The organism is Permianibacter aggregans (genome assembly GCF_009756665.1).
Taxonomy (GTDB): domain Bacteria; phylum Pseudomonadota; class Gammaproteobacteria; order Enterobacterales; family Permianibacteraceae; genus Permianibacter; species Permianibacter aggregans.
This window is the reverse complement of sequence record NZ_CP037953.1, coordinates 1,198,465-1,224,404: the sequence shown is the minus strand read 5'-3', so window position 1 is coordinate 1,224,404 and position 25,940 is coordinate 1,198,465. Positions and strand designations below refer to the sequence as shown.

The window sequence follows — 25,940 nt, the reverse complement described above, 5'->3', positions numbered from 1 at the left end:
TGCTCCGTTTGTTTTAGTTCAGGGTTGCTTCGGTCGTTGAAAAATCTCAGCTGTAATACGGATTATCGCCGGTGGCATGTTCGGTGGCATCGCGCACACCGGACAATTCCGGAAATTGTTCCAACAAGGTCTTTTCAATGCCTTGTTTCAGGGTGACATCGACCATGCTGCAGCCATGGCAACCGCCACCGAATTGCAGCACGGCGATATTGTCCTGGGTCAATTCCACCAGCACGACATTGCCGCCGTGCGAGGCAAGCTGCGGATTGATTTCCGATTCCAGCACGTAATTGATGCGCTCCAGCAGCGGCGCATCGGCGCTGACTTTGCGAGCTTTCGCGTTTGGCGCTTTCAAGGTCAGCTGCGAGCCAACGGTCTCGACTTTCAGATCAATTTGCGCGTCTTCTAGGTAAGGGGCGCTGTCCGGATCGACAAAGGCCGAAAAACCGTCGAAATCCAGCTTGATGTCGGTCGGCTCGACCGCGCTTGGCGGGCAATAGGAGACGCCACATTCGGCCCGCGGTGTGCCCGGATTGACGACGAACACCCGGATCTGGGTGTCCGGCTCCGTTTGCTGGGCCAGAAGCTTGCGGAAATGTTCCTGCGCGGTGCTGGAAATCTGAATCATCTTTTCTCTCACTAGGGAATGTCGGCTATCATAGCGCCCGAAACCGCCATATGCCGGCGCCTGGACGTTGGCGGCCATGCCCGATTTTAGCATGGCTCGTGCAGCCCTGCCGTTGACCTTCAATTGCCCATAAAGTTCGTGCGGATTTGTTGGTTTGGCGAACTGGCCGCGCGCGCCGGTGCCAAGGACAAATCAGCACGATGAAGATTCTGCACGCCGCCAATTTTTCGCCGTTCAAATACGGGCGTTCGTTCTACTCGATTGATCGCAAGATCAGCTGGGGTTGCAGCCGGCTCGGCCATTTCGTTTACGAATTTTCCTATCGCGATATTGCCCGCCACGAATCACCATTCGGCGGCAAGTTCGGCGGTGTCAAGCGCATGCATCGTCGCCTATTGGAAACCATTGATCAATTGCAGCCGGAAGTGCTGCTGCTAGGCCATACTGAGTTGATTGACGGTGAGTGTCTGGCGGCGGTCCGGCGCGACTTTCCGTCACTGGCCATCGGCATGTGGTATGTCGATTTGATTACGCCAAGCAAGAAGCAACAAATCGCCAGCAAGATGCCTTATCTCGACGCCTTTTTTGTTACTTCGGCCGGTGGAGCCTTGACCCAGTTTCAGGATATCGCCGCGGGCGTGCTGAGCTATCTGCCGAATCTGTGTGCCGCCTCGGTGGAAACCGGGCGTGCTTATCAGGCGAACTGCGAATACGATTTTTGTTTCATCGGCACACCGACACCGGATCGCGTTGAGCTTCGCGAGAAACTGAAAAAAGCCTTACCGGATTTACGTTTTGCCTTTCATGGTTCCAGTGAAGATCGGCTCGAAGGAGCCGATTATTTGCATACCATTGGCCACAGCGCCATGGGCCTCAATTACAGTCGCGACAATTCAGTTCCGCTATACAGCTCCGATCGCATTGCCCAGTTGATGGCCTCCGGTGTATTGACGTTCTCACCGGCGATACCGGAACTCGACAAACTAATCCCGGAAGATTGCATGGTGATTTATCGCAGCGATGAAGATCTGATTGAACGCATTCGTTATTTTCATGCTCATCCGGAACAGCGGCAGAAAATCGCTGAACGCGGTTGTGCGTTGACTCATCAGCGCTTTGGCGCGGAACGTATTTGCGCCTGGATGCTGAATACCATTCGTCATCGGAAAATCGACGACAGTGTTGAGTGGGCTTCATTCAGTTGGCCGAAATCGCACGGATGAGCATTGCGCATTCACCTGCCATGCGGGCAGCTTGGCCGTTATATCTGCTGTGGGCCGGCTATTTCACCGGCTTGCCGTCCAAAGGTGCGCTGTACACGCTGTTTGAATTGCTGCTACTGATTTACGCGCTGTACAACTGGCGACAAGTACCGGGAATGCTGACGCGTCATCTCGGCTATTTCCGTTGGTTGGCTTGCTGGACTTTGCCGATGCTGGTCACGGCTGGCGCGCAACTTTTTTTCTCTGCGGAGCCCAGGGAACTTGCCCAGGACATGTTGCAGTTCGTGTTACGTACGATGGTGCTGGCGTTCTGTCTGTTTCTCAGTTGGGGTCAGGGGCGTGATCGTACCCGTTGGCTGTTGCGATTGTTTTTGTTCGGCATGCTGGTCAATGCTGCGTCGATGTACTGGCAGTGGTATACCGGCTGGGACTTTACCCATCGGTACGAAGCCTATGATCGGCTTTCCGGTTCCGTTTTCAATCCAAACCCGTTTGGCCTGTTCATGGCCCTGGCCGTTATCGCCAGCGCTTATCTGACATTGCTGGAGCAACAATGGCGGCGTTGGTTGGCTGCGTTGCTGATGCCCATATTTGCGCTGTGCTTGTACAAGTCAGAGTCCAGAGGGGCGATGCTGGCCTTGCTGGTGGCCGCCTCCATTGCGCTGTGGTTTGCGCCGTTATCGCAAGGAAAACGATTACTGCTGATCGGCGCGAAGTTGCTAGCGGTGATAGTCGTTGCCGGCGTCTATTCACAACTGCTGCATCGCGAAGGCAGTGATGGCGTACGTTGGCATGCTTTCCAGCAAGCATGGCAGCAAAGTTTTGAACAACCGCTGATTGGTGTGGGTTGGCGCACGACCGAAAATCTGCAACTGGTCGATGGAGCCATTGGTGCTCACAATATCTACCTGGATCTTGCCTTGCTCAGTGGCTGGCCGGCGGCGTTGCTGTTCATTGCATCATGTGCCTGGTTGCTATGGACGACAAGGCATCTACAAACCATTGCCGCCAACGCCTCGCGCAGTCTATTCGCATTGCTGCTTTGTGCCGGCCTATTTGATTACTCGGTGATCAACAGCACGATGTTTCTCGGTATGTTGATTGCCACGACGTTGATGCTATGGTTGAGCTATCAATCATCACCGCCGCCCCAGACGACGAATAACCGCAGATGAATACCCGCTTGCTTGAAATCAGTCTGAAAGCGATTGCCCGCTTGCCTTATCGGGTGATGCTTGCGGTTGGTCGTTTGGTCGGCACATTGGCTTTTTTTCTGGGCGCAAACCGGCGACGGATAGCGCGCATCAATCTGGAAAAATGTTTTCCGGAGCTGAACACCGCCGAGCGGCGGGCACTGCTCAAAGCCCAATTCCAGGCCACAGGCATGGGACTGTTGGAGGCGGCATTTGCTTGGTACGGCGATGAGAAGCGGGTGATGTCACGCTGCGCGATCAGCGGGCGCAGTCATCTCGAACAAGCGCTGGCGCAAGGTAAAGGCGTCATTCTGCTGACTTTTCATTATCCTTGCCTGGATTTGGCTGGCATTCAGCTGTCGCATGAGTACCCGGTCGGTTTTATGCAGCGCCCGCACAATGATCCGGAAATGGACAAGATCATCACCGGCGGTCGCATGCGTTACGCCAAACGCGCGGTGTCACGCCATAGTCCGCGTGACATGTTGAAAGCGCTGAAAGAAAATCTCGTGGTTTGTTATTACCCTGACCATGATTTGGGGCGCAAAGCCAGTGAGTTCGCGCCGTTCTTCGGTGTGCAAACGGCGTGGGTATCGGCGATTTCCCGAATGGCGCACATGTCGGGCGCTCCCGTTGTACCGATGCTCTGCGAGCGGCTGCCGAAAGCCGCTGGCCTGCATCTGCGTTTGTTACCAGCGCTGGAGCAGTTTCCGAGTGAGGACGTGGTTGCCGATTTGACCCGGGTAAGTCAGTTGCTGGAAACGCATTTGCGCGAACATCCTGAAAATTATCTGTGGACCCATCGCCGGTTCAAAACCCGCCCCGAGGGCGAGGCCTCGTTTTATGCCCGTCACTGAGCCGATTCGAATTCTTCAAATCAGCGATGGCAAGCGCGGTCATGAAGTGCAGGTCGAAGGCTTGTTGTTGGCCTTGCAGCAGCAACGTCGTGTAGAAACTCAGCTGATCAATATCACGCAACCTGAGCGGTCGCTGCCTGCAGAATTTGCTCCGGATATCGTTATCGGCGCCGGCTCGGCAACGCATACCAAATTATTGTTTCTGGCGCGGCGCTTTCGCGCCAAATCGATTGTGCTGATGCGGCCGAAATGGCCGAGTTTTTTGTTCGATGCTTGCGTTATTCCGGCTCATGATCAGCCGAAAGTTCGTGACAATATTTTTATCAGTCAGGGCAGCCTGAACAACATCCGCGAGAAAACCTTCGCCGATCCGCGCCATGGTTTGATTCTGATCGGCGGGCCGTCAAAGCACGTGCAATGGTCAAGCCGCGCGATGGCGGAAAAAATCATCAGCGCCGTCGACGCCCATCCGGACATTCACTGGCAGTTGACCACTTCGCGCCGGACACCGTCTGAGTTTCTTGGCATGCTGCCGGTGAAACCGAATTTGGTTGCTCACGCAGTCGATGCCTTGCCTGGCGATTGGCTGCGCAGTCAATTGCGTCAGGCGCGTTACGCGCTGGTCAGCAATGACAGCGTCAATATGGTTTACGAAGCGTTGACGGCAGGTTTGGCCGTTGGCTTGCTGTGTTCGCCAGAACTGGCCGGCTCGCGGGTGATGCGCGGCGTGCAGCAGTTACTGACCAGTGGCAAAGTAATTGACGTCGAGCAATCCACGATTACCGCGCAAAGCGCTGATCAACAATTCAATGAAGCCGATCGCTGCGCGCAGTGGTTACTGACCAAAGGCTGGTTCAAGTGATGATGCTGGAGTAAACAATAATGACCAAAAAACTCACCGTCATTCAGCTATTGCCGGAACTTCAGGGCGGAGGCGTCGAGCGCGGTACGCTGGAAATCGCCAAAGGTTTGGTCGCCGCTGGACATCGTTCCATCGTTATCTCCAATGGCGGCCGCCTGGTGGAAAAGCTGGAAGCGGAAGGCTCCGAACATTTCGCGCTGCCGGTGCATAAAAAATCCTTGTGGTCGCTCTGGCAGGTGCCGCGCCTTCGTAAACTATTCGATGAAATTCGCCCCGATATTATTCACGCCCGCTCGCGCATGCCGGCCTGGCTAAGTTACCTCGCGTGGCGACGCATGGATTACGCTGGCGCCCGTTTCGTGACGACGGTGCACGGTATGTACTCGGTCAATGCCTACAGCAAAATCATGACCAAGGGCGAAATGGTCATCGCCGTTTCTGAAACGATTGAACAGTACATTTTCAACCATTATCCGGACGTTCCCGCCGACAAGGTGGTGCGCATCTACCGAGGCATCGAGCCGACCGATTTCCCCTACGACTTTCAAGCCAGTGTCGAATGGCGCCAGCAATGGTTTAGCCAGTACCCACAGTTGCAGGGCAAGACCGTGCTTTGTTTGCCGGGACGTATCACCCGTTTGAAAGGTCATCGTGATTTCATTGAACTCGTTGCCGCGCTGCGTGCACAAGGCCGAGAAGTATTCGGCTTGATTGTTGGCGGCGAAGATCCGAAGCGTGCCGCTTATGCCGATGAATTGAAAACACTGGTCAACGCGCTCGGCCTCAATGACGCGATTATTTTCACTGGCCACCGCAGTGACATCCGCGAGATTTACAGTGTCTCCGATATCGTTTATTCGTTGTCGAACAAACCGGAGTCGTTCGGCCGCACGGTGTTGGAAACGCTGGCATTGGGCCGGCCGGTGCTGGCCTATGCTCATGGCGGCGTGCAGGAGATCTTGTCGGTGCTGTTCCCGGACGGCATGGTGCCGCTGGCGGACAACGAGGCGCTTTTTCAGCGAACGATTCACCAGCTCGACCAACCGAAGAAACCGATACGCGAACATCCGTTCCTGCTGCAGACAATGATTGCGCAAACACTGGCGGTCTACCAGCGTTTAACCACACGCTGAGCGAGCCGGCGTTCCGGAAGTCAGCGGAAATACAGCAACGCCATCAAAATCGCTGCCAACAATAAGCTGACCCCTTTCCAGAATTGCTCTGGCGCCCGCTCCAGCAGCGGCGTTTCCGTTGTCTGCAAATAGCGTGCATTCGGATGATGCAGCTCATGTACAAATTCCGACAAGGCTTCATGGCGCTGCGCCGGTTCCGGATGGCAGGCCCGGCGCACGGCGCCATCGAGCCATAACGGAATATACGGATTCTGTTCGCTCAAGCTGTCAAAGCGCAGCGGTTTGCCATTTTTACTATGCAACTTACGTTTTGGCGGCGCGCCACTCAGCATTTCATAGGCAACAATGCCTAAGCTGTACAAATCAGCCGCTGGCGTAAATTGCTGACGCGACAACACTTCCGGCGCGCTGTAGGCCAGCGTCGTGCCGGTCAGCAAATGAATCCCGTACGCGGCATGGGAGTTCAGGTTGCCGTGACTGGCCGAGCCGAGATCAATCAGCGTCAAATGGCCCTGTTCATCGACAATGATATTTTCCGGTTTGATATCCAGATGCAACACCGCTTGCCGATGCAGGTATTGAATGGCTTGCGCCAACTGGGTCAGCAACGAAACGATTTTCGGAATGTCGAGTTGCCGCTGTTCCTGCAGCCACTGCCGCAAGGTGATGCCGGAAACCGGCGCCATCACGGAATACAGCCACTCACTTTCCGAACTGCCGACGGCACGAACGATATGCGGGTGACGAATCTGCTTCAGCAACCATTGTTCGCGCAGAAAATGCTCCAGATGGTCCGGATCATCGGCTTTCAACAACGACGGTATTTTCAGTACGCAGTGCTGGCCGCTCGCGGTATCCTCGGCGAGAAACAGCTCCGAGCGTGTGCTTTCATGAATGCGCTTTTCAATGCGGTAATGATCCAGCATCTGCCCTGGCCGCAGACCGCTCGGCACTTTGCGAACGCGCACGCTGCTGGTGGTTTCGCTTTCACTGGTTACCGCCAATAATTGCGCGCTCATGTTGTCATTGCTGTGCCGTGCGGCTTCCGCAATCAGTAATTGCAAGCGCGCATCCAGCGAATCGTCCATCGCCAGCACGTCGGCAATGGCTTCCGCTTTCAGCCAATCGTGAATGCCATCGGTAGTCAGCAAGAACAGATCGCCAACGGCGATGTCGGTCACGCCGTAGCTGATTGCTACGCGTGGATGTGCACCCATGGCATTGTCCAGCGCACCGTGTCCGGCTTCGTCGCGATCATCACGGGTCAATTGCGTCAGCTTGCCATCGCGATAGCGCCAGATGCGGGTGTCGCCGACATGAAATAAATGTGCCGTGTGACCGGACAACACCAGCGCGCTGAACGTCGATAAATGTTTATCCTGTTCGCGATGCGCATTCGGACTCAAGCCTGCCAGCCAGCGATTCAAGGCTTCGATTACACGAAAGCCAGCGCGCCTGACCGGCCAGGTATCCGGTGTTGCGAAAAAATCTGACAGAAAACCCTGCACGCAAATCTCGGCAGCGTGGCGACCACCGGCACAGCGGCCGACGCCGTCGGCAATGGCGGCAGCGACTCCATGGCCTTGACCAGTGCTTTGTTGGTCGAGCCGCATGCCGATGCAGTCATCGTTTTGCGGGCGCACGCCCGGGACACTGAGTTGCGCGCCCGCGACATGAAAGGCGGCTGGCACGGATTCAGTTTTAACGTTCATGGCAACGGCATGCATGATCTCACTCCACGGCAATCAACTGGATGCTGCCATCGGGCATCACTTCGATTAAATGGCCTTTCGGTTCGCTATACCATTGCACGGCAAGCAAACTGAGCGCGGCCGTACTGGCGATAAAGACAAAGAAAAATGACGGACCGTACAAGGCCAGCATCGTCAAGAACACCAGACCGCCGACATTGCCATAAGCACCGGCTATGCCGGCGAACTGGCCGGTCAAGCGACGTTGAATCAGCGGCACACAAGCGAACACGGCGCCGCAACCGGCCTGGACGAAAAAGGACGCCACGACGGTCAAACCAATAACCGCCAACATCGGCCAACTGGCTTCGATATGGGCAAAACCGAGAAAGCCAAGCGTGATACCGACCATGACCAGCGTCAGCACATTTTTGCGACCAAATTTGTCGCTGAACCAACCGCCGAGTGGCCGGGCAATCAGGTTCATAAAGGCAAACGAGGACGCAAGCGCCGCGGCCAGCATCGGGCTCCAGCCAAAGGTGTCATGAAAATACAGCGGCAGCATGGATACCACGGCCAACTCCGCGCCAAATGCTGCTAGATACGCGATGCTCAAGATCGTCACTTGCTTGAACGCATACTGCACCGGCGGCGGTGTTTGCACCGGTGCAAACAGATGCTGATTGACGCTGAACATCTTGCGCACTTGCAGCGCGTACAACAGCAGAAAGCCGGCACCAATTGCCAACGCTACCGGCAGCGGCAACAGCGGTGTTGGTGGCGCCGATAGCTTCCATAACAATAACGCGATGGCCAGATACAGCACGCTACTGGTCGCGATATACAAGACCAGATCCTTGCGGGAACTGACTTCCAAGGCGCCGATGCGATTCGGCTTGAAATAGGTAGCACCGGCCGGTGTATCGCGGGCAAAGCGATAGAAAAACCAGGCGTAAATGATGGCGATGGTACCGGCCAGCGCGACCGCGACACGCCAACCCAGTGGCAGCGCAAAAAAGCTGGCGATTAACGGCAACACCAATGCGCCTACGGCGGCTCCAAAATTTCCCCAACCGCCGTAAATGCCTTCGGCGAGGCCGAGCTGGCGAGCGGGAAACCATTCGGCAATCAAGCGGATACCGACAACAAAACTGGCGCCGACAAAACCAAGCAGGAATCGGAACGCTGCCAGCGTTTCATAATTCGGTGCCAGCGCGAAACCAAAACAGAGCAAACCGCCGATCAGCAACAACAGGCTGTAAATCACCCTTGGGCCAAACTTGTCGACAAACATGCCAATCAGACTGCGAGCCGGTATGGTCAACGCCACGTTCAACAGCAACAGCGTTTTGACTTGATGATCATTCAGCGCCAGCGATTCCTTGATATAAATCATCAACGGCGCATGCGCGAACCAGATGACAAAGCTGATAAAAAACGCCAGCCAACTTAAGTGCAGCATCTGTATGCGCTGATGCCGCAAATCCCATAATCGCAATGCTTCCTCACTCATGATTCCCCTCCGTTTCATTGTTCAATAATTGTCGACGGAGCAATTCTGATGCCATCGGGTTGATAGGGCCTGTTTATCTTTGCCACGCCACAGCGTTGCCGCCCGGAAAAGCGCCAGGCAAGGCACGAGGAGAGAAGTTTGTTCGACACATCCCTGTGTCTCACCCCTCCGGGGCTGAAGCTCAAAAACGCTCCCGGCGTTTTTGTGGTCATTCCAAATGAACGACGAGCAACGCGGCATGGCGCTTTTCTGGGTGCAACCCGAAGGGACGGGCCGCCCGTAGCGCATTGCGGCGTCATGCGTCGCTCATGTACGTCAAGTACACCGCGCTCCTCATTCCTGCGCCCCACAGGGACGTGGGACGTGTCGCAAGCGCGTCAGGAGACGCGCGCGACCACTGCGCTACGGGCAGCTCCGTCGCAGCGGCGTGACAAAGGTAAACAGGCCCTAGCGTGGAGGCGACAGCCTTGCCGCTGAATCAGTGCAGCCAGGCGCTGACTCATGCGCCATATATGCTCAAACGGCTGACTTGGCGCACCAGAATGAATCAATTGCGATCGCTCAGAAGCGCCGTGAGATAGACCGTTTCTTTCCGGCAAAAGCCGTGGGTATCCAACAGCAATACGTACTATCGACATATAACCAATGGTGACATCCAGTTAAAAAATAGCTGGCAAGCAAATTGCTGAATTAGTGAGTACGGAGAAGGAAAACAGAGCAAAAGCAGGTATGAAATCGGTACGAAAGCTGGCGGTGATCGGCAATGGTATGGCGGCCGGAAAACTGCTGCAGGAGCTGCTAACGGCTGCGCCCGGTCACTACGACATCACGGTGTTCAGCGAGGAGCGCTACGGCAATTACAACCGGATTTTGTTGTCACCGGTATTGGCCGGGGAAAAGACGCTCGATGAAATCATGATCAATGATCTCGATTGGTATCAGCAACACGGTATTCGGCTGTTGACCGAGACCCGTATCGTCGCGATTGATCGCGAACGAAAACAGCTTGGTGATCAACACGGCAAGCGTTACGACTACGACGCGTTGGTGATTGCCACCGGTTCGACACCATTCATGTTGCCGTTGCCCGGTGTTGATTTACCGGGCGTGATCGGCTTTCGTGATATCAATGATGTGCAAACGATGATTGAAGCTTCTGGCCCGGAAAAGCACGCCGTGGTGATTGGCGGTGGTTTGCTTGGTCTGGAGGCGGCGAACGGGTTACTGAAACGCGGTATGCGGGTGACGGTGTTGCACAATATGCCGTTCCTGATGAACCGGCAATTGGACGAATCGGCGGCAAGACTATTGCAACGCGCACTGGAACAGCGGCAGCTCGATATCCGTTGTGATGCGCAAACCACGGCGATCATCGGCGATGGCAAAGTGCAGGGCGTAAGACTGGCGGATGGCTTGGAATTGCGTGCCGATTTGGTTGTTATGGCTGTTGGCATTCGCCCGAACACGGCATTGGCAAAAGCTAATGGTGTAGCTTGCGGGCGTGGCATTCTGGTCGATGCCGAACTGCGTACCAGTGAGCCGGATGTATTTGCACTTGGTGAATGTGTGGAGTTCGACGGCGAGGTGTTTGGTTTGGTCGCACCGCTTTACGATCAGGCTCGCACCTTGGCCAAGGTGTTGGCTGGCGAAACCGCTCGCTACCATTTGCAAAGCACCGCGACCAAGCTGAAAGTGACCGGGATTGATTTGTATTCGGCCGGTGAGTTCGAGCTCGGTGAAGGCAAACACGAAATCGTCATGCAGGACCCGGCTATCGGCATCTATAAAAAACTGGTGCTGCAGGAGAATCGCCTGGTCGGCGCCGTGTTGTACGGTGATACTCGCGATGGCCCGTGGTACGCCCAGTTGATGAAAAACGGCACCGATGTCAGTGCCTGGCGCGAGATGTTGGTGTTCGGGCAGGCATTTGTTGAATCGGATAAAACCGTTTCGAGCGGTGTTGCCGACTTACCGAATGACGCGGAAATTTGTGGTTGCAATGGCATTTGCAAAGGGCAGATCGTGCAGGCGATTCAGGCGCAATCCTTGACGACGTTGGATCAGGTTCGCGCCCATACCAAAGCCTCGTCTTCCTGTGGTAGTTGTACACCGCAAGTCGAGCAATTGCTACAGGCGACGCTTGGTGAGGCCTATCAGGCAGCAGAAGGCGAAAAACCGATTTGCGCCTGCATCAATGCCGGTCATGACCGCGTGCGGCAATCCATTCTTGAGCATTCGCTGAAAACGATTGCCGATGTCATGGCATTTCATCACTGGCAAAATCCAGATGGCTGTCATGTTTGCCGGCCAGCGCTGAATTTTTATTTGCTCAGCGCTTGGCCTGATGAATATGTCGATGATGCCCAGTCGCGTTTTATCAACGAGCGTCATCACGCCAATATCCAGAAAGATAATAGCTATACGGTAGTGCCGCGCATTTGGGGCGGTATCACCAATGCCCAGGAATTGCGAGCGATTGCCGATGCCGCGGAAAAATATCAGGTGCCGATGGTCAAGATCACCGGCGGTCAGCGCATTGATTTGGTCGGTGTCAAGAAAGCGCAGTTACCGGAAATCTGGAAAGATCTGACCGATGCCGGTTTTGTTTCCGGTCATGCCTATGCCAAAGCCTTGCGAACCGTAAAAACCTGTATCGGTAAAGCCTATTGCCGATTTGGCACGCAGGATTCGACCGGCATGGGCGTGCAAATGGAAAAACTGACCTGGGGTTCCTGGACGCCGGCAAAAGTCAAAATGGCCGTCTCCGGTTGCCCGCGCAATTGCGCTGAAGCGACGATAAAAGATTTTGGCGTTGTCGCCGTTGATTCCGGCTGGGAATTGCATGTCGGTGGTAACGGTGGCATCAAGGTGCGGGTCTGCGACAAGCTGACCAAAGTGGATACTGAGGACGAAGTGCTCGAATACACCGCCGCATTCATGCAGCTGTATCGCGAACAGGCACGTTATGGCGAGCGCACGGCGCATTGGATTGAGCGCGTAGGTGCCGACTATTTAAAGCGGCAACTGGTGGCTGACCCAGAAAATCGGCAGGCGCTGCAGCAGCGATTCCTGCAATCGCAACAGCAGGCACAGCACGATCCTTGGCGCGCCCAGATTGGCTCCGAGCAGCAGCGTCAGGCTTTTATTCCGGTACAGGAAATTCATTGAGGAGTTGGGCATGAAGCAGGCAAATGAAGCGCTGTGGCTGGATATCTGCGACGCCGAACAAATTCCGTTGCTCGGTTCGCGTATTGTTCGGGCGCCGAGTGGTGATATCGCTATTTTCCGCACTGCCGGTGATCAATTTTTCGCGGTGCGTGATCGCTGCCCGCATAAAGGTGGCGCGTTATCGGAAGGTATAGTTCACGGCCATCAGGTGACGTGCCCGTTGCATAACTGGGTCATTGATTTAACAAGCGGCGAAGCCCGCGCACCCGATATCGGTTGCGTCAAACGTTTTCCGGTTGAGCGGCGCGGTCAGCGTCTGTGGTTGTCACTGATACCGGAGCAGGCGATCGCGGTGCAGGTTGCTGAATGAGTGCAGTGGTTTCGACAGCCTGTCCTTACTGTGGTGTCGGTTGCGGCGTCAATGTGCGGGTGCAGGATGCTGATGAGCGCGTGATACAGATCAGCGGTGACAGCGGCCATCCAGCCAATCGCGGTCGCTTGTGCGGCAAGGGATTGGCGTTGGCCGATACCGTTACCCTCGAAGGCCGTTTATTGCGGCCGTTGATTGGCGAAAGGGAAACGGATTGGTCAACGGCGCTCGACGAAGTCGCCAGTCGTTTGCAGCAAGTGTTGGATGAGCACGGACCGGAGGCGATTGGTTTTTATCTTTCCGGTCAAATGTTGACGGAAGACTATTACGTTGCCAACAAGCTCTGCAAAGGCTTTATCGGCACCGCCAACGTCGATACCAATTCACGGCTTTGTATGGCATCCAGTGTCGCCGGCCACAAGAAAGCGTTTGGTAGCGACACGGTGCCGGTGCGTTATGAAGATCTGGAAAGCGCGGATCTGGTTGTGCTGGTCGGCTCCAATCTCGCCTGGTGTCATCCGGTGTTGTATCAGCGCCTGCGCGAAGCAAAAGCTCAGCGCCCGGACATGCGCATCGTCGTCATTGATCCGCGTGTAACCGATACCGTCGATATCGCTGATCTGCATCTGGCTATCGCACCAGGCAGCGATACCTTGCTTTTTAACGGTGCTTTGCATCAGCTGCGTCTTCATGCGCAAGCAGATTATGTTTTTCTGGAACAGCATGTTGACGGGTTTTCCGAGGCCCTGAATGCTGCTGAACGCATGGCCGCCGATCCCGTTGCAGTCGCGCAAGCTTGCGGTGTTTCCGTAGACGCCTTGGCGCGTTTTTATCAATGGTTCTGCTACACCGAGAAAACTGTCACGGTGTATTCGCAGGGCGTCAACCAGTCGACGATCGGTACGGAAAAAGTGCTGAGCATCATCAACTGCCATTTGTTTACCGGCCGCATCGGTAAACCGGGCATGGGGCCGTTCTCGGTGACCGGCCAACCGAATGCCATGGGCGGCCGTGAAGTCGGCGGCCTTGCCAATCAATTGGCGGCGCATATGGATTTTGATGCCGATTCCGTTGACCGGGTTGCGCGCTTCTGGAAGGCCCCGAATATCGTCAGCAAGCCCGGTCTGAAAGCGGTCGATTTATTTCAGGCCGTTGCCGATGGCCGCATCAAGTTCCTGTGGATCATCGCGACCAATCCAGCGGTGTCGATGCCGGAGGCTGCACGTGTTGCCGAAGCGATTGCGAGTTGCCCGACGGTTGTGGTTTCTGATTGCATCAAAGACACCGACACCGTGCGTTTGGCGAAAATCAAACTGCCGGCAACTGCCTGGGCGGAAAAATCCGGAACCGTGACCAATTCGGAGCGTTGTATTTCCCGCCAGCGTGCGTTTTTGCCGGCACCAGGTGAGGCCAAACCCGATTGGTGGATTATTTGCGAAGTGGCCAAACGGCTAGGTTTTGCTGAGGCGTTCTCTTATCAACATGAAGCCGAAATTTTTCGCGAGCATGCCCGACTTTCGGCATTCGAAAATTTTGGCCGGCGCGATTTTGATTTGGGCGCATTGGCGGTAATTTCTGAGCTTGAGTATCAACAGTTACCGCCGCAGCGATGGCCATTGCGCGCGACAAAAGCGAAGCAACCAAAAGAGTTGTTCGAAGACGGCCGCTTTTTCACGGCAAACGGCAAAGCGCGAATGCATCCGGTGGTCAACGTCGGCTGTGCAGTCAGTGCCAGCGACGCACAAATGCTGCGCTTGAATACCGGCCGCAGCCGTGACCAATGGCACACGATGACGCGTACCGCTCTGGCGTCGCGCCTGAATCAGTATCGGCCAGAGCCGACGTTAACGCTCTCCGCATTTGACGCCGCCAGTCGCGGAATAGCGCACGGCGATTTGGTACAGGTTCGCTCGGTCAATGGCGCGGCGATTTTGCGCGCCGAGATTGCCGAGGCACAGCGGCCTGGTCAGGTGTTTGCGCCGATACATTGGAGTGATACCTATTCCGTCAATGCGGTGATCAGTGCACTGGTGACCGCCAATACCGATCCTATTTCCGGTCAGCCAGAGCTGAAAGCCATGCCTGTCGACGTGCAAAAATGGCCTGCACGCTGGCAAGGGTTTTTGCTGACCCGCGAGGCCTGCGATGTTCGCCCGTTTGGCTATTGGAGCCGCAGCAAAACGGCGCACGGATGGCGTTATGAAATCGCCGGTCAACAAGCTGTAACGGATTGGTCAGCGCTAGCAAAAACACTATTGTGCGAGCGACGTGGTGATCAGTGGTTGGCGTTTCATGAAGCGAGCAGCGGTAGTTATCGGGCCATGTGCGTGCGCGAGGGTTATCTGCAGGCAGCCTTGATTATCAGCAGCGGCGCCTTACCTGAACGCGATTGGTTGCTGGCTTTGTTTGCCGAACCTTTGAGCAATGAAGAGCGCCTGGCGTTGCTGGCGGCGCGGCCGCTACGTGCGCAGAATCAAACCGGTCGCTGTGTTTGTTCCTGCATGCAGGTTGGTGAGCAAACGATACGTCGTGCTATCGCTGATGGCGCGGATTCGGTGACAGCGATTGGCCAGTGCACCCAGGCCGGCACCCAGTGCGGCTCTTGCGTGCCGGAATTGAAACGGTTGCTGCACTCGGCGCTGTCGAGCGCGAGCCAAACGTAATCGGAAAATCAGGAAACTTGTTTGACCTTGACCGAGCGGCCTTTGATCTTGCCATCCTGCAAACGGCGCAGCGCTTTGTCGGCAATCGATTTATCGACGGCGACAAAAGTCTGATGATCGAACAAATCAATTTTTCCGATCAGCTCAAACGGCAAGCCTGCTTCGCCGGTCAACGCGCCGACGACATCGCCGGGCCGCATTTTATTTTTGCGGCCACTATCCAAACACAATGTCACCATGCGCGCGCTGAGTGCGGCCTTGGCTTTGTTTTTGTCGGCAACGGTCAGCGTTTCCCAGCTTTGTTTTTTCAGCGGCTGTTCGATGAACGCTTCGATATGGCCAAGGCGATGGTTTTGCGATGGCGCAACGAGGCTCAGCGCCACACCTTTTTGACCTGCTCGACCAGTGCGGCCGATGCGGTGAATATACACTTCCGGATCGTGCGGTAATTCGTAATTGATCACCGCTTTCAACTCTTTGATATCGAGCCCGCGTGCGGCCATATCGGTGGCGACCAGCAACGGGCAGCTCTTGTTGGCAAAACGCAGCAGCATCAAATCCCGATCGCGCTGTTCCAAATCACCATGCAAACTCAGTGCATCGAAGCCGGCGCTGCGCAATTCCTCGGCAACTTTTTCACAATCGATTTTGGTATTGCAGAAAATCACCGCTGATTCAGGTAGGTAGTGCGCCAATAACTGCTTCAACGCTTGCGGTTTTTCCGCATTGTCTTTGACCGCGAACGCCAGTTGATCAATGTATTGCTGACTGTGTACCGCCTCGACGGTGACTTCCAGTGGCTTGTGCTGAATGCGATCGCTCAGCTCGCGTATCGATTCCGGATAGGTCGCCGAGAACAACAAGGTTTGCCGGCGCTTCGGGCAGAACGACAGCACATCATCGACCTCAGCAGCAAAGCCCATGTCGAGCATCCGGTCGGCTTCGTCGAGTACCAACACCGACAGCCGATCGAGCTTCAGAGTCTGCCGATGCAAATGATCCTGCAAGCGGCCCGGCGTGCCGACAACGATATGGGCGCCGTGTTCCAGCGAACCGATCTGCGGTCCCATCGGTGACCCACCACAGAGGGTGATGACCTTGATATGCGGAATGCAGCGGGCCAGCCGTCGAATTTCCTTGCTGACCTGATCGGCGAGTTCCCGCGTCGGGCATAGCACCAGGGCCTGTACACCGAAAAAGTCTGGATTCAGGCGCTGCAAGATGCCAAGGGTGAACGCGGCGGTTTTGCCGCTGCCGGTTTTCGCTTTGGCGATGACATCACGGCCTTGCAGAATCGACGGCAGGCTTTGCGCTTGAATGGGCGTCATCGCCTCGAAACCGAGCGAGGCCAGGTTATCGAGCATGGCGGCAGAAAGCGGTAAAACGGAGAACAGCGTAGACATGAGACGGCTCAAGAGTTGGTACGTTGCTACCGAGTAAGCCATCTCAAAAATGCCTGGAGCTCGGCGATCTACGTGAATGCGGTGCTCGGAATCCTCATTTACTACTTGTAAACTCCGGTTCCTGCGCTCCTCTTCGCGTACCTCGCCATCGCCCAGGCTATTTTTGAGATGGCTTAGCGTAACAATCGGGAAGCGCATTGTACGTGGATGACGCCGCAGGCGACAAATGCGATAATCGCGCCCGTTTTGACAGTCTCCACTCCCTTCCTGTGCCGTTTCGGCCGTTCAAAAGTGTGTTGGCCTGTTTTTCCTCACTCGTTAATTTTGGATTTCACTGTGATCGCCACGGCCAATATCACCATGCAGTTTGGCGCCAAGCCATTGTTCGAAAACGTCAGTGTCAATTTTGCCCATGGCAATCGCTATGGTTTGATTGGTGCCAATGGCTGCGGCAAATCGACGTTCATGAAAATTCTTGGCGGCGATCTGGAGCCTTCTGCCGGACAGGTGATGCTGGAGCCGAATGTGCGGCTCGGTAAACTGCGTCAGGATCAGTTTGCGTTTGAAACGCATTCGGTGATCGACACGGTGATCATGGGCCATAGCGAGCTGGCCAAAATCAAACGCGAGCGCGAACGGATTTACGCGCTGCCGGAAATGAGCGAAGCCGATGGTATTGCCGTCGCCGAACTGGAAGTGCAGTTTGCCGAACTCGATGGCTATACCGCCGAAGCGCGTGCCGGTGAATTGCTGCTTGGTCTTGGCATTCCACTGGAACAACACGAAGGACCGATGAGCGCCGTTGCGCCCGGCTGGAAGCTGCGGGTATTGCTCGCGCAGGCGCTGTTTGCCGACCCGGATGTGTTGCTGCTTGACGAACCGACCAACCACCTCGACATCAACACGATTCGTTGGTTGGAAAACGTGCTCAATGAACGCAACAGCACAATGATCATCATCTCCCACGATCGTCATTTCCTGAACAGCGTCTGCACCCATATGGCCGACATGGATTACGGCGAGCTGCGCGTCTACCCTGGCAATTACGACGATTACATGCGCGCCTCGACGCAAGCACGTGAACGCTTGCTGGCCGATAACGCCAAGAAGAAAGCGCAGATTGCCGAGTTGCAGGCGTTCGTTTCCCGCTTCTCGGCCAACGCCTCAAAATCGGCCCAAGCCACTTCACGGGCGCGGCAAATCAAGAAAATTGAACTGGAGGAAGTTAAACCGTCCAGCCGGGTCAGTCCGTTCATTCGTTTCGATCAAAACAAGAAACTGCACCGTCAGGCCGTGACCATCGAGAACATGAGCTTTGCCTTTGGTGAGCAAACCTTGATTGACCGCTTTAGTGTGCAAATCGAAGCCGGTGAACGGGTGGCGATTATCGGCCCGAACGGTATCGGCAAAACCTCACTGCTGCGCTGCCTGATGGGCGAGCTTGCGATTCAGCAAGGCAGCATCAAATGGACCGATAGCGCCGATATTGGTTACTACGCGCAAGATCATGCCCACGACTTTACCGATGACTGTTCATTATTCGAGTGGATGGCGCAATGGACCAAGGGCGGCGAAATGCTGGTGCGTGGCACGCTCGGTCGCATGCTGTTTTCCAATGACGAGATTTTCAAATCGGTGAAAGTGCTATCCGGTGGTGAGCAGGGTCGGATGCTGTTCGGCAAACTGATTCTGCAACGACCGAATGTCATGGTGCTTGATGAGCCGACCAATCACCTCGATATGGAATCGATCGAAGCGCTGAACCTGGCGCTGGAGCATTATCCGGGCACGCTGATTTTCGTCAGCCATGACCGCGAGTTTGTTTCATCATTGGCGACACGAATTATCGACATGCAGCCGGGTCGCATTGTCGACTTTGGCGGCAACTACGAAGATTACTTGCGCAGTCAGGGAATCGTCATGGCTTCGAAAGAAGCTTGATTAAGCTTTCCGAAAGAGGCCTGAGTCAGTCAATAGCAAATATCGATATCAACGGGATCAGCGGCGATGCGAATCTCGACAACGCCGTTGTCGTGTTGATACCTCAAGCCGAAAGCAAACGGTTTTAGTAAACGCTGAACAATCTGCAAACCCAGGCCAAAGCCTTCGTTGTTTGCGACTGACGTGGCCGGATTACGGATCGTCAGCGCCTCGGTAGTCAGCGTGATATGGATTTCGCCACTGTCACCATGCTGAATCGCGTTCAGCAAGACATTGGCGATCACCGTTTCGATGATTTCCGTCGGCATCGGCCAGTCAGTGTCGTCTGCCTGACAAATCATGTGTTGTTGCCGTGTCGCGGCCAGTGAACTGAACTCATTGATCAACGAGGCCAGAATTGGCTGTACAGCACAGGGTTCTGTGGTCGTACGTTTCGAGCTGCTTGCCAACCACAAAATGCTTTGGGCTGCTCGTTGCAAACGTCGGCTGGCACGCTGCAGGCGTTCAAATGCCGCTTGATGGTCACGCTGACTCTCAAGCAAATCGACGCTGTTCTGAATCGATTGCATCGGCGTGCGCAGCTCATGACTCAGAAACGCCAGGGTTTCTTTTTCCCGGTTTAAGCTATCGACATGGCGTTGCAGCGCTTCGGCGTTCAGTCGCGCCAATTCGGCAAACTCGAAAACTGTCTGTGCTTGCGCCAGTTGCTGCATCGTCGCGACATCGTCGCAGGCGCCCAGTTGTTGAATCAGGTTTCGGGCGTGTTCGGCCACGTGCCGGGATAAACGATTGGCCAGATACCAGGCCAGTGTCGCCAATAAGATGATTATCGACAGTAGCAATGGCCAGACATTTTGTAGGGCCGTATTGACGAACAACTGATCCGAAACATCGTAGGCAAGAAAGAAGCGTTCACCGCTTTCATTCTCACTGAGCCGCACATGCAGGTACTGGCCATTATCCATACGGAATTCGCGGATGCTGCCGATCGAGGCATTGTGCATTTTTTGTCGCAATTCGGACGATGCCTGATCGATCGGGTAGCGAAAAAATTGTGCGGGTAATGGTTGGTTTTCGAATCGCTGGCTGCTGGCGACATCATCGAGTCGCTGATCGATAAAACTGTCTTCGAGCATGAACGACAGCAGTACTGCCAGCAACGCGAAGCCGCTGAACAACGTCACGGTAAAGATCACCCATTGCCTGGCCAACAAATGTCGCAATTGTAAACGCTGGTTCATGGCTGACCCCGGAAGCGATAGCCAATGCTTTTTACCGTTTCAATCGGGTCGATTTGCCAAGCACTTAGGCATTGCTGACGCAAACCATAAATATGGGCGCGCAATGGTGAGTGCTCCGGATCTTCATCAGGCCAGAGTTGTTCGGTCAGCGCTTGTTTGCTGACCGCTGCTGGATAGGCGGACATCAATGCGGTGATCAGGGCTTTGCCAACGGCATGCAATTGCAATGGCTTTTGTTGGTACGAGAATTCGCCGGACTCGGTCTGCAACGAAAACTCACCGATTTGCAGTGGCAAATGCATCGCGCGCTTTTGTCTGGCAACCACCTGCAAGCGCGCCAGCAATTCTGCCGGCGCAAATGGCTTGACCAGATAATCAAGCGCGCCGGCAGCGAAACCGGCGAGCTTGTCATCCAGTTCGCCGCGTGCCGTTAAAAACAGCACTGGCAAACCGGGTTGCTGTTGCTGCCATTGTTGGCACAGCTGCAAGCCGTTTTGATCCGGCAGATTGATATCGAGCACGATGGCATCGAATTGCTGTTCGTGCAGACGGGTATTGGCTTGCGCGGCGTTGTAGGCAAAATCGACGACGATCTGATGCGCTTCCAGATAGTCGGCGATGCCGGCCGCCACATCCAGATCGTCCTCGACGAGTAGTACTTGCATTGGTTCTGCCAAAACACCATTGCTCCGTTTATTGCCGGGCCAATTGCTGCAATTGATAGGCTTCTTGCAGTCGCCATTGCATGCCCGCGACGACCGCGTGCATCAGGATAAGCATTTTATCGCTCTGCGGGGAAACGGATTTCTGCTGAATCGCTGCGCTCAGGCCCTCGCGCTTGAAGGTCAGCAGCAGCTGCACGCTGATTTCTTCCGGCGTTGTCGCACGTGCTATCGGTTGATGACCCAGCGCCTCGATCACCGCCTCGGCAACGGCCCAGGTCGACCAGGGGTTCTGGCCGGTGATCAATCTGCCGTCGATAACCAGGTTATTCAGATACAGCGGACCCTGTTGAAAAGTGGCGCCTTCAGCGACGAGTTTGTCCTGCAATAAAAACGGGAAGAACTCCGCAGCATCCTTGATCAGGAACAGTTCCTCTTCATTGGTGAACGAGGTGATCTGGCGGCCACGCAATAACGGCTCTCCGTTTTCGAGTGTGACGCCGATCAGCGCTGCCGGACCGTGACACACGGCGGCCACGACGCCACGCGGATAAATGTCGCGGACAATGCGCTGAATATCCGGATGATGGGGAAAGTCGAACATCGTGCCCTTGCCGCCGACGAAATACACGGCGGCATAGCGTTCTGGCTGCACGGCTGACAGAGGAATCGTTTGGCGCAATTTCTGTTTGACTTGCGCATCGTTCAGAAATGCGTAATCAGCATCGGTCAAACCATCATCGAGCACCATCGTTGGTTCACCGCCGAGTGGACTGGCGATATCCACCTGATAGCCGTTGGCGACAAACCACCAGTATGGGCGCGACAATTCGGTCAGTTCGTAGCCAAGCTTGCGTTTGCTGTCGGCGCGCTGGTGGGTACTGGTAACAACCGCGAGAATGCGCCCTCGAGTTTCGGTTATCCGATGCGCCATGAAAGGTAGATCATTCGCGGTCGCGTGAATATTCGCTTTTGGCTCACGCTCCAGATCGAGGCTGTCTATGTAAGCCCAGCCGGCGACAAACAATAATGCGCACAAGCCAAGTAGTGTCGCGACCGACCAACCGGCCCATTTCAAGTATCTGCGCCCATTCATTCGAGTTTCTCCTTCGTCAGCGGTATTGAGCGAAGGGCATCGTAAGGAGAACGGGTAAAACCAATGTCAAATGGGATAGGGTAGGGAGGCCGCTGGCGAAAAACAAAAGGCCCACCAACGTGAGCCTTCTGCAAAAATTCTTGGTGGTGATGGGCAGACCGATCTGCCGGGAGCAGATTGGAGGCGCGGAGCGCCCCGAAGGGCTGACTCCATGGAAGGAGTCAGCAATTGAACTGCCGAATATAAAAAGCCCCGGCAGTTCCAGAAAAACAAAAGGCCCACCAACGTGAGCCTTCTGCAAAAATTCTTGGTGGTGATGGGCAGACCGATCTGCCGGGAGCAGATTGGAGGCGCGGAGCGCCCCGAAGGGCTGACTCCATGGAAGGAGTCAGCAATTGAACTGCCGAATATAAAAAGCCCCGGCAGTTCCAGAAAAACAAAAGGCCCACCAACGTGAGCCTTCTGCAAAAATTCTTGGTGGTGATGGGCAGAGTTGAACTGCCGACCTGAGGGTTATGAATCCTCCGCTCTAACCAACTGAGCTACATCACCAGACCTTCCCGAGCCGCTAGCGGCAAGGGGCGCGTATTGTCCGGAATGGCGGCTTGAGTGTCAAGCCAGTAAAAGGCCCGTTTGCAGGCCCTGCTTTGTTACAATGCGCGGCGATTTCGCCGACCAACTGTGACTGCCATGCGAGTATTGATGCTGACCAGCGTGTTCCCACCCCATGTCGGGGGCGTGGAAAGCCATGTATACGAGCTGACCAAGGCGTTGATAGCGGCCGGCCACGAGGTTGAGGTGGTTGCCGGCTCACTGGAAGAGGCCGACAAGCCCTTCGGATTCCCGGTGCATCGCCCGCATTTCTTCCGGGCCCAGGCGCTGTACGACTGGCAGCTGGCGCGCTGGCTGAAAAAATTGCATCAGGCCAAACGTTTCGATGTCGCCCATGTCCACGGCTTGAAGCCGGCCGTCGCTGTACGCAATCTAGGCATTCCGACCATTTTCACCAACCATACTTCCGGTTTTCTGAAGCGCCTGAATAAAAGCGCGTTCAGCCGTGCCCGCAGCTTGAAGCGTATTGTTCATTTCAATGAAATCATCGCGCCTAGCGAAGAGCTCTGCGACGCCACCCGCGCACTCGGCTATCTCGGCCCGGTGACTTACATTCCGAATGCTGTCGATATCGAGAAATTCAAACCGGGCGCTTCGCCGTTACGGGCGAAATGGGGCATCGCGGACGACAAACCGGTGATTGTCATGGCCCGCCGTCTGCACGAGAAAAACGGTGTGCGTTATTTCGCCGAAGCGGTGGCGAAGCTGAAAAACGAAGACGTGCATATTGTTGTTGCCGGCGATGGCGATGAGCGCGGCAATGTCGAACGCATCATCCGTGAGGCGGGTATGAGCGAACGGGTGACGATGCTCGGGTCGGTCAACAACAACGACATGCCGGATATTTACCGCGCCTGTGATATCTCGGTGCTGCCCAGCCTGATGGAAGCGACCAGCATCACTGGTCTGGAATCCATGGCATCGGGACTGGTGCTGGTCGGCACCCACGTCGGCGGCATTCCGGCCTTGATCGAAGAAGGCAAAACCGGTTTTCTGGTGCCTCCGCGCGATCCGGAAGCGATGGCCGAAAAACTGATTCCGCTGATTCGCGACAAAGCCCGCTGCAAGCAAATGGGCGAAGCTGCACGCGAAAAAGCGAAAACGGAATTTTCCTGGCCGGTGATTGCCGGCCAGACCGCCGATGTTTATCGCAAGTATATGGCTGGAAAGTAGCGTTTTCGTGTTAGCGGACACGGCGATCCGTGACGATGAGTTTGGCGCACCGACGTTATTGCCAGTATTCAACAATTTTCGAGATCTTATCGTCTTTGAATTCGAATAGCGTCAAGTGTATTTTGCCGCTTCGTTGTTCGCGGCGCTGAACTGCGGCGGCGTTCAAGCCGGGCAGGATCTGCAGAATCTGATAACGCGGCTCAGTCAATTTATAGCGACCAGCTTGTAGGTTGTTGATCGAGTTATGGTAAAGATGCTCGCGGGGATACGTGCCGCCGTACACCTCGTGTACATAGACAAAGTCATTACTGAAAAATGCGAACAGCGCATCAACATCGGCCACGGTTGAACCGCTGAGCATCATGTTGTTTTGCGCGTCATTGACTAGCTGAATTCTGGCGCTGATGGCTGCGGTGGATAAGGCTTCAGCACTTTCAGCAAAACTGGCAAACGGCAGCAATAAGCCAAAAATCAAACCCCAATATTTCATTTCGGTCTCCTTTGAGGACAAATTGTCCGTGAACGATTTCTGAACCAACACCCGTTGGGCGAGCTCAGGTTCGTTACCTTGCGAGCTTCCTGCTTGAAAAAAACAGAGCAACAAGTCAACGAGAGTAGTCAGTGCGACAACTGGCTGGCTGAGTCATGACTTTGGGCGACGGAGCCATCGATTGACTTGGTTTAATCGCTCCGAAATAACGGCTAGCAAGCGACTGTGCTGCAATGCAGTAAATGTGACAGGCGCCATAAACGGCGACATCATGATTGAAAAATCCTTGTTGTTCTTTTGCGGTTCTGCAACATTCATTACTGAAAGCGCTTACATGAATTTGACTGCAGCGTGAGCGCACGACCCGGCAGCGGGTGGAGAGGGACCGCTTTCGGGTTTGGTAAAACCAACACGAGGACAAAAAAGATGAATAGGAAACATCAGGTATGGAGGGCGGCTTGGGTGTCGGGCTGGCTGGCGTTGATTGCTGGCGGTGCGCAGGCTGAAGTGTTTCAGGCTGAGAATTACAATGCCTGGTTCGATACTACGCCGGGTAATAGCGGTGGTGCGTTTCGCAACGACAGTGTTGATATTGAGGCAACACAGGATGTCGGTGGCGGCTTCAACGTCGGTTGGATCGAAGCCACCGAATGGTTGGTGTACAACAACTTGGTGGTGCCGAGTACCGGTAGCTACACGGTGAAAATGCGTGTCGCGAGCCCTGGCGGTGGTACGGCGTCGGTCGACTTGAACGCTGGCGCCATTGTGCTCGGCAGTTTCGCGATTCCGGCAACCGGTGGCTGGCAGAACTGGACCACGATTTCGAAAACCGTACAGTTGAATGCCGGCACTTACAATCTCGGTGTGTTCGCGCAAACCGGCGGTTGGAATTTCAATTGGATAGAAGTGGTGCCGAATAACACCGCGGGTGTGGTCAGCGTTTATCAGCATTGCAACTACGGTGGCTGGGCAGCCAATCTTGGCGAAGGGGCGCATAATCTGGCGGCCTTGCGCACGCGTGGTTTCGTCAACGATGACGCATCATCGATTCGCGTGGCCTCCGGGTTTGAAGCAGTGTTGTATGAGCACGACAACTTTGGAGGGCGCTCGGTAACGATACGTGGTGACAACAGTTGCATTGGTGTCGCGCATCCCGGATTCAATGACACCGTATCGTCGATTGTGGTGCGCAAAGCCGCGGGAAATCTGGTGTTCAGTGATAATTTTGACAGCATCAACGCCAACAACTGGACGTTTGAAACCGGTGGCGGTGGTTGGGGCAATAACGAGCTGCAGTATTACACCGGAGGTCAAAATGCCTTTGTGCAATTTGATGCCGCAGCGGGCAGCAATGTGCTGGTGCTGGAAGCGCGGCGCGATAACCCCGGCAATTACAACTGCTGGTATGGTCGCTGTACGTACACATCAACGCGGATGATCTCGAAGAATAAGAAAACCTTTACTCATGGCCGTATCGAAGCACGCTTGAAACTGCCACAAGCGCAAGGTATTTGGCCGGCATTCTGGGCGATGGGCAACAACATCGATCAAGTCGGTTGGCCGAACAATGGTGAAATCGACATCATGGAGCATGTCGGTTACGAGCCGACACTGACGCACGGTGCATTGCATGGTCCTGGCTATTCCGGCGCGACGCCATTCATGGGAACGCACAATCTGAATGAATCGGCGAATGCCAATTATCATGTATATGCCGTTGAATGGAACGCCGATGGCATCAGCTGGTTTGTTGATAACGTGAAGTTCTATAGCGTCACACGCGCGCAGGTGCAAGCTCGCGGCAACTGGGTGTTCGATCAGCCATTTTTCTTGTTGTTGAATGTGGCTGTGGGTGGCAATTGGCCCGGCAGCCCGGACGGCAGCAGCACATTCCCACAACGAATGTACGTGGATTACGTGCGGGTTTATCAGTAACCGCGGCAGCAAAGTAAAAAAGGCTACGCTCTCGTAGCCTTTTCTCTTTACGCCGATAAAACGGCGGCCACACTCATTGTTTGCGT

General features: G+C 55.1%; 19 protein-coding genes and 1 tRNA gene. 11 read left to right on the top strand and 9 right to left on the bottom strand.

What is annotated here, in order from left to right:
• Positions 1 to 46: 46 nt before the first annotated feature.
• Complete coding sequence (gene nfuA, locus E2H98_RS05645) at positions 47 to 628, bottom strand: Fe-S biogenesis protein NfuA (protein WP_133590768.1); 582 nt, start codon at positions 626 to 628, stop codon at positions 47 to 49.
• Between the two features lie 200 nt (positions 629 to 828).
• Between nfuA and E2H98_RS05640 the strand changes: the two genes are divergently transcribed.
• From E2H98_RS05640 to E2H98_RS05620, 5 genes are read left to right on the top strand one after another with little or no spacing between them, the layout of a single operon-like run.
• On the top strand, positions 829 to 1,851 hold the full coding sequence (locus E2H98_RS05640) for a glycosyltransferase family protein (protein ID WP_133590770.1): 1,023 nt from the start codon (positions 829 to 831) through the stop codon (positions 1,849 to 1,851).
• Entirely contained in the window at positions 1,848 to 3,026 is a 1,179-nt protein-coding gene (locus tag E2H98_RS05635; RefSeq protein WP_133590772.1) for an O-antigen ligase family protein, read from the top strand. The genes E2H98_RS05640 and E2H98_RS05635 overlap by 4 nt, the downstream gene beginning before the upstream one ends.
• Positions 3,023 to 3,901, top strand: a complete 879-nt coding sequence (locus E2H98_RS05630) for a lysophospholipid acyltransferase family protein (protein WP_133590774.1) — start codon at positions 3,023 to 3,025, stop codon at positions 3,899 to 3,901. Before E2H98_RS05635 ends, E2H98_RS05630 begins: the two co-directional genes overlap by 4 nt.
• A complete protein-coding gene (locus E2H98_RS05625; RefSeq protein WP_133590776.1) occupies positions 3,888 to 4,763 on the top strand; it encodes a mitochondrial fission ELM1 family protein in 876 nt (291 codons plus the stop codon). Before E2H98_RS05630 ends, E2H98_RS05625 begins: the two co-directional genes overlap by 14 nt.
• Positions 4,764 to 4,783: 20 nt before the next feature.
• Positions 4,784 to 5,896 carry a glycosyltransferase family 4 protein gene (locus E2H98_RS05620; RefSeq protein ID WP_198325244.1) on the top strand — a complete coding sequence of 371 codons (1,113 nt, stop codon included), beginning with the start codon at positions 4,784 to 4,786 and terminating at the stop codon, positions 5,894 to 5,896.
• A 20-nt stretch (positions 5,897 to 5,916) separates the two neighbouring features.
• On the opposite strand, the gene E2H98_RS05615 is transcribed toward E2H98_RS05620, so the two are convergent.
• Together E2H98_RS05615 and E2H98_RS05610 are read right to left on the bottom strand one after the other, a co-directional pair.
• Positions 5,917 to 7,623 carry a bifunctional protein-serine/threonine kinase/phosphatase gene (locus tag E2H98_RS05615; protein WP_133590780.1) on the bottom strand — a complete coding sequence of 569 codons (1,707 nt, stop codon included), beginning with the start codon at positions 7,621 to 7,623 and terminating at the stop codon, positions 5,917 to 5,919.
• A 4-nt stretch (positions 7,624 to 7,627) separates the two neighbouring features.
• Positions 7,628 to 9,100, bottom strand: coding sequence for an MFS transporter (locus E2H98_RS05610; RefSeq protein WP_133590782.1), 1,473 nt, complete (start codon positions 9,098 to 9,100; stop codon positions 7,628 to 7,630).
• A gap of 729 nt (positions 9,101 to 9,829) precedes the next feature.
• Here E2H98_RS05610 and nirB point away from each other — a divergent pair.
• The 3 genes from nirB to E2H98_RS05595 are packed head-to-tail and all read left to right on the top strand — an operon-like array spanning position 9,830 to position 15,301.
• Complete coding sequence (nirB, locus tag E2H98_RS05605; RefSeq protein ID WP_133590784.1) at positions 9,830 to 12,268, top strand: nitrite reductase large subunit NirB; 2,439 nt, start codon at positions 9,830 to 9,832, stop codon at positions 12,266 to 12,268.
• Between the two features lie 10 nt (positions 12,269 to 12,278).
• A complete protein-coding gene (gene nirD / locus E2H98_RS05600) occupies positions 12,279 to 12,638 on the top strand; it encodes a nitrite reductase small subunit NirD (RefSeq protein WP_133590786.1) in 360 nt (119 codons plus the stop codon).
• Entirely contained in the window at positions 12,635 to 15,301 is a 2,667-nt protein-coding gene (locus tag E2H98_RS05595; protein WP_133590788.1) for a nitrate reductase, read from the top strand. The genes nirD and E2H98_RS05595 overlap by 4 nt, the downstream gene beginning before the upstream one ends.
• A gap of 8 nt (positions 15,302 to 15,309) precedes the next feature.
• Here E2H98_RS05595 and dbpA read toward each other — a convergent pair whose 3' ends face one another.
• Positions 15,310 to 16,704, bottom strand: a complete 1,395-nt coding sequence (gene dbpA / locus E2H98_RS05590) for an ATP-dependent RNA helicase DbpA (protein WP_133590791.1) — start codon at positions 16,702 to 16,704, stop codon at positions 15,310 to 15,312.
• 336 nt (positions 16,705 to 17,040) lie between these two features.
• Here dbpA and E2H98_RS05585 point away from each other — a divergent pair, with 336 nt between their 5' ends.
• Entirely contained in the window at positions 17,041 to 18,645 is a 1,605-nt protein-coding gene (locus E2H98_RS05585; RefSeq protein WP_133590792.1) for an ABC-F family ATPase, read from the top strand.
• Between the two features lie 29 nt (positions 18,646 to 18,674).
• On the opposite strand, the gene E2H98_RS05580 is transcribed toward E2H98_RS05585, so the two are convergent.
• The 4 genes from E2H98_RS05580 to E2H98_RS05565 all read right to left on the bottom strand — a co-directional run bounded on the left by E2H98_RS05580 (position 18,675) and on the right by E2H98_RS05565 (position 22,196).
• Positions 18,675 to 19,886, bottom strand: coding sequence for a sensor histidine kinase (locus E2H98_RS05580; RefSeq protein ID WP_133590794.1), 1,212 nt, complete (start codon positions 19,884 to 19,886; stop codon positions 18,675 to 18,677).
• A complete protein-coding gene (locus E2H98_RS05575; RefSeq protein ID WP_133590795.1) occupies positions 19,883 to 20,551 on the bottom strand; it encodes a response regulator transcription factor in 669 nt (222 codons plus the stop codon). The genes E2H98_RS05580 and E2H98_RS05575 overlap by 4 nt, the downstream gene beginning before the upstream one ends.
• 28 nt (positions 20,552 to 20,579) lie before the next feature.
• Positions 20,580 to 21,644, bottom strand: a complete 1,065-nt coding sequence (locus E2H98_RS05570; protein ID WP_133590797.1) for a type 1 glutamine amidotransferase domain-containing protein — start codon at positions 21,642 to 21,644, stop codon at positions 20,580 to 20,582.
• A gap of 475 nt (positions 21,645 to 22,119) precedes the next feature.
• Positions 22,120 to 22,196: transfer RNA gene (locus E2H98_RS05565), tRNA-Met, on the bottom strand.
• A 138-nt stretch (positions 22,197 to 22,334) separates the two neighbouring features.
• Here E2H98_RS05565 and E2H98_RS05560 point away from each other — a divergent pair.
• Positions 22,335 to 23,429: a glycosyltransferase family 4 protein gene (locus E2H98_RS05560; protein ID WP_133590799.1), complete on the top strand. Its 1,095-nt coding sequence runs from the start codon at positions 22,335 to 22,337 to the stop codon at positions 23,427 to 23,429.
• 55 nt (positions 23,430 to 23,484) lie between these two features.
• On the opposite strand, the gene E2H98_RS05555 is transcribed toward E2H98_RS05560, so the two are convergent.
• Entirely contained in the window at positions 23,485 to 23,919 is a 435-nt protein-coding gene (locus tag E2H98_RS05555; protein WP_133590801.1) for a nuclear transport factor 2 family protein, read from the bottom strand.
• A gap of 426 nt (positions 23,920 to 24,345) precedes the next feature.
• On the opposite strand from E2H98_RS05555, the gene E2H98_RS05550 reads away from it, so the two are divergent.
• Complete coding sequence (locus E2H98_RS05550; protein ID WP_133590803.1) at positions 24,346 to 25,854, top strand: family 16 glycosylhydrolase; 1,509 nt, start codon at positions 24,346 to 24,348, stop codon at positions 25,852 to 25,854.
• Positions 25,855 to 25,940 lie beyond the last annotated feature (86 nt).

What these genes read in the sequence shown, in the direction of transcription:
- nfuA (WP_133590768.1), bottom strand. Translation starts at nt 628, where the DNA reads ATGATTCAGATTTCCAGCACCGCGCAGGAACATTTCCGCAAGCTTCTG.
- E2H98_RS05640 (WP_133590770.1), top strand. Translation starts at nt 829, where the DNA reads ATGAAGATTCTGCACGCCGCCAATTTTTCGCCGTTCAAATACGGGCGT.
- E2H98_RS05635 (WP_133590772.1), top strand. Translation starts at nt 1,848, where the DNA reads ATGAGCATTGCGCATTCACCTGCCATGCGGGCAGCTTGGCCGTTATAT.
- E2H98_RS05630 (WP_133590774.1), top strand. Translation starts at nt 3,023, where the DNA reads ATGAATACCCGCTTGCTTGAAATCAGTCTGAAAGCGATTGCCCGCTTG.
- E2H98_RS05625 (WP_133590776.1), top strand. Translation starts at nt 3,888, where the DNA reads ATGCCCGTCACTGAGCCGATTCGAATTCTTCAAATCAGCGATGGCAAG.
- E2H98_RS05620 (WP_198325244.1), top strand. Translation starts at nt 4,784, where the DNA reads ATGACCAAAAAACTCACCGTCATTCAGCTATTGCCGGAACTTCAGGGC.
- E2H98_RS05615 (WP_133590780.1), bottom strand. Translation starts at nt 7,623, where the DNA reads ATGCATGCCGTTGCCATGAACGTTAAAACTGAATCCGTGCCAGCCGCC.
- E2H98_RS05610 (WP_133590782.1), bottom strand. Translation starts at nt 9,100, where the DNA reads ATGAGTGAGGAAGCATTGCGATTATGGGATTTGCGGCATCAGCGCATA.
- nirB (WP_133590784.1), top strand. Translation starts at nt 9,830, where the DNA reads ATGAAATCGGTACGAAAGCTGGCGGTGATCGGCAATGGTATGGCGGCC.
- nirD (WP_133590786.1), top strand. Translation starts at nt 12,279, where the DNA reads ATGAAGCAGGCAAATGAAGCGCTGTGGCTGGATATCTGCGACGCCGAA.
- E2H98_RS05595 (WP_133590788.1), top strand. Translation starts at nt 12,635, where the DNA reads ATGAGTGCAGTGGTTTCGACAGCCTGTCCTTACTGTGGTGTCGGTTGC.
- dbpA (WP_133590791.1), bottom strand. Translation starts at nt 16,704, where the DNA reads ATGTCTACGCTGTTCTCCGTTTTACCGCTTTCTGCCGCCATGCTCGAT.
- E2H98_RS05580 (WP_133590794.1), bottom strand. Translation starts at nt 19,886, where the DNA reads ATGAACCAGCGTTTACAATTGCGACATTTGTTGGCCAGGCAATGGGTG.
- E2H98_RS05575 (WP_133590795.1), bottom strand. Translation starts at nt 20,551, where the DNA reads ATGCAAGTACTACTCGTCGAGGACGATCTGGATGTGGCGGCCGGCATC.
- E2H98_RS05570 (WP_133590797.1), bottom strand. Translation starts at nt 21,644, where the DNA reads ATGAATGGGCGCAGATACTTGAAATGGGCCGGTTGGTCGGTCGCGACA.
- E2H98_RS05560 (WP_133590799.1), top strand. Translation starts at nt 22,335, where the DNA reads ATGCGAGTATTGATGCTGACCAGCGTGTTCCCACCCCATGTCGGGGGC.
- E2H98_RS05555 (WP_133590801.1), bottom strand. Translation starts at nt 23,919, where the DNA reads ATGAAATATTGGGGTTTGATTTTTGGCTTATTGCTGCCGTTTGCCAGT.
- E2H98_RS05550 (WP_133590803.1), top strand. Translation starts at nt 24,346, where the DNA reads ATGAATAGGAAACATCAGGTATGGAGGGCGGCTTGGGTGTCGGGCTGG.